This is a genomic window from Bacillus cereus group sp. BfR-BA-01524, assembly GCF_022662595.1.
Lineage (GTDB): Bacteria > Bacillota > Bacilli > Bacillales > Bacillaceae_G > Bacillus_A > Bacillus_A thuringiensis_S.
In genome coordinates, this window is the sequence record NZ_JAKUDW010000060.1 from 25795 (window position 1) to 31804 (window position 6010).

The following is a 6010-nucleotide window of genomic DNA, read 5'->3' on the forward strand; positions in this document are numbered from 1 at the left end:
TATAATAGAAGAATATGTGCTTTTTATAAAGTGAAACTTTTTAGCGTGAAAAGAGAGAGGGCTTACATTATAGTGGATGACTGTGACAAAATTGATGAAATTTCATGCCCATAGCAATCATTTTTGCGGTATAATAAAAGCAACTCGAATTAAAAGGAGAGTGCCTTCATGGGAAAAGCAATTCAAGATAAAGATACACAATTAGTATATTTAAAAGAGCGTTTAAATATGTTCATTGAAGTAATTGATACAATTGAACCTGAAGAAGTAGAATTAGAAGATGTAGATCGTCTTCTTGCAATGTTAGATGAATTAGAATTAAAATGTGAGCAATTTAAAAAAGACGAATAATATATTAAAAAGGCTGCCAATTCCAATTTGGTAGCCTTTTTCTGTGCGGATAATAGAAGGACGATAGAAAAAGAGGTATAATCAAGTTGTGAAAAATTTCATTTATGTTTTAATAGCGTGAAACAAATAAAAAGCTAAAGAGCATAACAATGGAATTTTCAGCTCATAACGTTTTGGTAGCGTTCACAATTGAGGGGGAAGTAACAATGGAAAAGCTTCAAGAAAGCATGTATCAACTAATTGTTGAAACGTCAACGAACTTACCGAAAGATGTTCGTCGTGCGATTCAACAAGCGAAAGAGCGAGAAAATGCAGGGACTCGTTCTGCGATGGCACTTGGCACAATTACAAATAATATTAAAATGGCTGATGATAACATCTCACCGATTTGCCAAGATACAGGGATGCCAACGTTTAAAATTTATACACCAGTTGGTGTGAATCAATTAAAGTTGAAGGAAGCTATCTATAATGCGCTTGAGCGGGCGACAAAAGATGGTAAACTTCGTCCAAATTCTGTTGACTCTCTTTTTGGAGACAATAGTGGAAATAATTTAGGACCAGGTACACCGGTTATTAAGTTTGAACAATGGGAAAAAGATTATATTGATGCACGTTTAATCCTAAAAGGTGGTGGCTGTGAGAATAAAAATATTCAATATAGCTTACCGTGTGAACTAGAAGGACTTGGACGAGCTGGCCGTGATTTAGAAGGAATTCGTAAATGCCTTCTTCATGCAGTATACCAAGCACAAGGTCAAGGATGTAGTGCTGGTGTAATTGGTGTTGGTATCGGGGGAGACCGCACATCAGGTTATGAATTAGCAAAAAATCAATTATTCCGTACATTAGATGATGTCAATCCAGTACCAGAGTTACAACAACTTGAAGAGTACGTATTAGAAAATGCGAATAAGCTTGGCATTGGTACAATGGGATTTGGTGGAGAAACAACTTTACTGGGCTGTAAAATTGGCGTGTATAACCGCCTGCCGGCTAGCTTCTACGTATCTGTGGCGTATAATTGCTGGGCATATCGCCGCCTAGGTGTAACAATCCATCCTGAAACAGGTGAAATTATGGATTGGTTATATCAAGAAGGTGAAGATACACTTCAGCATGAAGCACAAGAAAAAACAGAGCAACGTGAGATTGTATTACAAGCACCAATTACAGAAGAGCAAATTCGTGGACTTCGCGTTGGTGATGTTGTAACAATTAATGGCATGATGTATACAGGTCGTGACGCAATCCATAAGCATTTAATGGATAATGATTGTCCAGTAGATTTAAATGGACAAATTATTTACCACTGTGGTCCAGTTGTTGTGAAAGATGACAATGACAATTGGCAAATTAAAGCGGCAGGTCCAACGACAAGTATTCGTGAAGAACCGTACCAAGGCGATATTATGAAGAAATTTGGTATACGCGCTGTTATTGGAAAAGGCGGTATGGGTGCGAAAACATTAGCGGCTTTAGAAGAACACGGCGGCGTGTACTTAAACGCAATTGGCGGTGCGGCGCAATATTATGCTGAATGTATTAAAGAAGTGAAAGATGTTGATTTCTTACAATTTGGTATTCCAGAAGCAATGTGGCATTTACGCATTGAAGGTTTTAAAGCAGTTGTAACGATGGACTCTCATGCTAATAGTTTACATGCAGATGTTGATAAAACATCACTTGAAAAATTAGCGAGCTTTAAAGAGCCGGTATTTAAATAAACAAAAATGCATCTCGAATCTTTCGAGATGCATTTTTTGGTATATATAGAAAAACATGCACAGCATGAAAGTAAGTAAGTAAACAGAAACTACAGGTACGATTATATATGGAAAGGAGACTATTTATGAAATATAAATGGTTGTATATCGGTCTCATTTTTTCAATTATGATGGCACTTGTTCCAGTTTCGGCATTGGCTTATACAAATACTCCACATAACTGGGGAATCCCGCGTCCTAAAAATGAAACAGTACCAGATGCAGGAAAGTTATATACGGATTTACTGCAAAAAAATGGCGGGTTTTATTTAGGAGATACGAAGAAAAAAGATATTTATTTAACATTTGATAATGGATATGAGAATGGATACACAGGCAAAATCTTAGATGTATTAAAAGAGAAAAAAGTACCAGCAACTTTCTTTGTAACGGGGCATTACATTAAAACACAAAAAGATTTATTGTTAAGAATGAAGGATGAAGGACACATTATTGGAAATCATTCTTGGAGTCATCCTGATTTTACAGCGGTAAATGATGAGAAGCTTCGTGAAGAATTAACGAGTGTAACGGAAGAAATTAAAAAAGTAACTGGGCAAAAAGAAGTGAAATATGTACGTCCTCCGCGCGGCGTATTTAGTGAAAGAACGTTAGCTCTTACGAAAGAAATGGGCTACTATAATGTATTTTGGTCACTTGCATTTTTGGATTGGAAAGTGGATCAGCAAAGAGGATGGCAATATGCACATAATAATGTTATGACGATGATTCATCCAGGATCTGTTTTATTACTTCATGCAATATCAAAAGATAATGCAGAAGCACTTGCGAAAATCATTGATGATTTGCGCGAGAAAGGGTATCATTTTAAAAGTCTAGATGACTTAGTAAAAAGCAATCAACCGTAAGCATGTATGCTTACGGTTTTCTCATGCTATAATGATGTGTAAAAAGGATGGGGAAACGTATGTGGAGCGAACATGTTACGTTAGAGTATCCGTATCATTTTGAAGAAGTATTAAAACGTTTATCTTTTGATCCTCTTAACGTCATTCAATTAGATGAGAAAGTCATTTATATCCCGCTTTGTATAGACGAGGAACAGGTTATTGTTCGCTTACAAGGGATTGGTACTGTTCAAAATCCACAGTTTTGGATTTCTAGTCAGACAGGAAATCCGGAGAAAGTCATGAAACGAATGAGGGCCATTTTTCATTGGAATGAACCGTTTCAAGATATACAAAATCATTTTTTAAACACATCATTACGTCCACTATTTGAAACATATGCTTATACTCCAATTATTTTAGAATTTGATTATTTTGCTTGTCTTCTTCGCTGTATCATTCATCAACAAATAAATTTGAAATTTGCTACTGTGTTAACAGAACAATTTGTGAAACGGTATGGAACAGAAAAGAACGGTGTATTCTTTTTCCCGACTCCGGAAATAGTAGCAAATATTTCAATTGAAGAATTGAGAGAGCAGAAGTTTAGTCAGCGAAAGGCTGAATATATAGTAGGATTAGGTCGAAGTATTGTCAGTGGTACATTAAATTTAGCGAGTATAGAAAATGGGACGGAAGAAGAGGTTGGGGCACAATTGTTGCCAATTAGGGGAATTGGTGCATGGACAGTGCAAAACTTTTTAATGTTTGGGCTTGGACGGAAAAATATGTTCCCGAAAGTGGATATTGGGATTCAGCGTGCAGTGCAAGGTATATTTCAATTAGATGATAAACCTGATGATGCATTTTTAGAAAAAGTGAAACAAGAGTGTGAACCATACTGCAGTTATGCAGCGTTATATTTATGGAAAAGTATAGAGTAGAGGTGTAATAATGATACAAAAGCAACACGAGAGTAAGTTGGAAGTTGGTCAAACGTTTCCTGTGACAATTAAACGTCTTGGGATTAACGGAGAAGGCGTTGGTTATTTTAAGAGACAAGTTGTTTTCATTCCAGGGGCATTACCAGGAGAAGAAGTTGTTGCAGAAACAACGAAAATTCAGCGTGGCTTCGCTGAAGCGAAAGTGAAAAAAGTTCGTAAAGCTTCACCGCATCGTGTGAAAGCACCGTGTCCAGTATATGAGGAGTGTGGCGGTTGTCAGCTGCAACATTTAGATTATAAAGAACAATTGAATCAAAAGCGTGATATCGTTGTACAAGCATTTGAGAAGTACATGAAAAACAGTATGGAAGAGAAAATTCGTCCAACGCTTGGCATGGAAAATCCATGGCATTATCGTAATAAGAGTCAATTACAAGTGGGGCGTAAAGACGAAAAGGTTATTACAGGGCTATATAAACAAAATTCACATCAGTTAATTGATATTGCCCATTGTATGATTCAACATAAAGCAACGAATGAAGCGACAAAAGTTGTAAGACGTATTTTAGAAAAATTAAATGTTTCTATTTACAATGAGAAAAAACAAAAAGGTTTAGTACGCACAATTGTAACACGTACTGCAGTTCAAACAGGGGAAGTACAAGTTACACTTATTACAACAAAAGAAGAATTACCAAATAAAGAACAATTTATTGCAGAAGTACAAAAACAGATGCCAGCGGTTAAATCAATTATGCAAAATGTAAACTGGCGTAAAACATCTGTTATTTTTGGCGACAAAACATTTAAATTAGCTGGAAAAGAAGTAATTCAAGAAACACTTGGTGATTTATCATTCGAATTATCAGCACGTGCATTCTTCCAGTTGAATCCAGAACAAACTGTTGTTTTATATGATGAAGCGAAAAAAGCAGCTGCGTTAACAGGAAACGAGAAGATTGTGGATGCGTACTGTGGTGTTGGTACAATCGGTCTTTGGCTTGCAAATGATGCAGCGGAAGTACGTGGTATGGATGTAATTCCAGAAGCGATTGCAGATGCAAGAAAAAATGCGAAGCGTCACGGATTTACAAATACGAAATATGAAGCAGGTAAAGCTGAACAATGGTTACCGAAATGGGTAAAAGAAGGATGGCGTCCAGATGTAATTGTTGTCGATCCACCACGTACAGGTTGCGATGATAAATTACTGGAAACAATTTTAAAGGTGAAGCCGAAACAAGTTGTGTATGTGTCTTGTAATCCTTCTTCATTAGCACGTGATGTACAAGCATTAATGAAGAGCTATGAAGTGGAGTATGTGCAACCAGTTGATATGTTCCCGCATACAGCTCACGTAGAAAATGTAGTGAAGCTTGTTAGAAAGTAAAGTTTATTAATATTCCCTCATGGTATGAGGGAATATTTTCTATGAAGGAGAATATTATGCATAATTATAAATTAACGATTCAGTACGACGGCGCACGTTTTAAAGGATGGCAACGTCTCGGTAATAACGATAATACGATTCAAGGAAAAATGGAAAGTGTCATATCTGAAATGATCGGAAAAGAAATTGAAATTATCGGTTGTAGTAGAACAGACGCTGGTGTACATGCTTTGAATCAAGTTGCTAACTTTCAAAGTGATGAGAAGTTAGTGGAACATAAAGTGAAAAAATATTTAAATCAATATTTACCCAATGATATTAGCATTACGGATGTGGAAGAAGTACATGATCGCTTCCATGCTCGTTACAACTCTAAAGCAAAAACATATCTGTATAAAATTTGGAATGAAGAGCATACAAATCCATTTATGCGTAAATACAGCATGCATGTGAATAAAAAATTAAATGTGAAAAGCATGAAAGCAGCTGCAAAACATTTAGTTGGTTCACATGACTTTACTGCTTTTTCAAATGCGAAATCAAAGAAAAAATCTATGGTTCGAGAAGTATATACACTTGATGTGATGGAAGAGGCAGGGTTTGTACAAATTAGAGTAAGTGGTAACGGCTTCCTTCATAATATGGTAAGAAAAATTGTTGGGGCATTAATTGAAGTTGGATTAGGACAATTAGATGCTGAAGCAATTCCAA

General features: G+C 36.2%; 6 protein-coding genes. All 6 read left to right on the forward strand.

Annotated features, from left to right (window positions below):
• The first annotated feature begins 168 nt into the window (after window positions 1–168).
• Window positions 169–351: an SE1561 family protein gene (locus MR170_RS20305; RefSeq protein WP_000513558.1), complete on the forward strand. Its 183-nt coding sequence runs from the start codon at window positions 169–171 to the stop codon at window positions 349–351.
• 206 nt (window positions 352–557) lie between these two features.
• Entirely contained in the window at window positions 558–2078 is a 1521-nt protein-coding gene (fumA, locus tag MR170_RS20310; RefSeq protein WP_242309043.1) for a class I fumarate hydratase, read from the forward strand.
• Window positions 2079–2203: 125 nt separating this feature from the next.
• A complete protein-coding gene (gene pdaA, locus MR170_RS20315) occupies window positions 2204–2986 on the forward strand; it encodes a delta-lactam-biosynthetic de-N-acetylase (RefSeq protein ID WP_016083645.1) in 783 nt (260 codons plus the stop codon).
• 59 nt (window positions 2987–3045) lie between these two features.
• A complete protein-coding gene (locus tag MR170_RS20320) occupies window positions 3046–3909 on the forward strand; it encodes a DNA-3-methyladenine glycosylase family protein (protein ID WP_242309044.1) in 864 nt (287 codons plus the stop codon).
• A gap of 10 nt (window positions 3910–3919) precedes the next feature.
• Window positions 3920–5299, forward strand: a complete 1380-nt coding sequence (rlmD, locus tag MR170_RS20325) for a 23S rRNA (uracil(1939)-C(5))-methyltransferase RlmD (protein WP_000615197.1) — start codon at window positions 3920–3922, stop codon at window positions 5297–5299.
• 56 nt (window positions 5300–5355) lie between these two features.
• Window positions 5356–6010, forward strand: a 655-nt coding sequence (gene truA, locus MR170_RS20330; RefSeq protein WP_242309045.1) for a tRNA pseudouridine(38-40) synthase TruA, incomplete at its 3' end; no start/stop codon positions are given.

What these genes read in the sequence shown, in the direction of transcription:
- MR170_RS20305 (WP_000513558.1), top strand. Translation starts at nt 169, where the DNA reads ATGGGAAAAGCAATTCAAGATAAAGATACACAATTAGTATATTTAAAA.
- fumA (WP_242309043.1), top strand. Translation starts at nt 558, where the DNA reads ATGGAAAAGCTTCAAGAAAGCATGTATCAACTAATTGTTGAAACGTCA.
- pdaA (WP_016083645.1), top strand. Translation starts at nt 2,204, where the DNA reads ATGAAATATAAATGGTTGTATATCGGTCTCATTTTTTCAATTATGATG.
- MR170_RS20320 (WP_242309044.1), top strand. Translation starts at nt 3,046, where the DNA reads ATGTGGAGCGAACATGTTACGTTAGAGTATCCGTATCATTTTGAAGAA.
- rlmD (WP_000615197.1), top strand. Translation starts at nt 3,920, where the DNA reads ATGATACAAAAGCAACACGAGAGTAAGTTGGAAGTTGGTCAAACGTTT.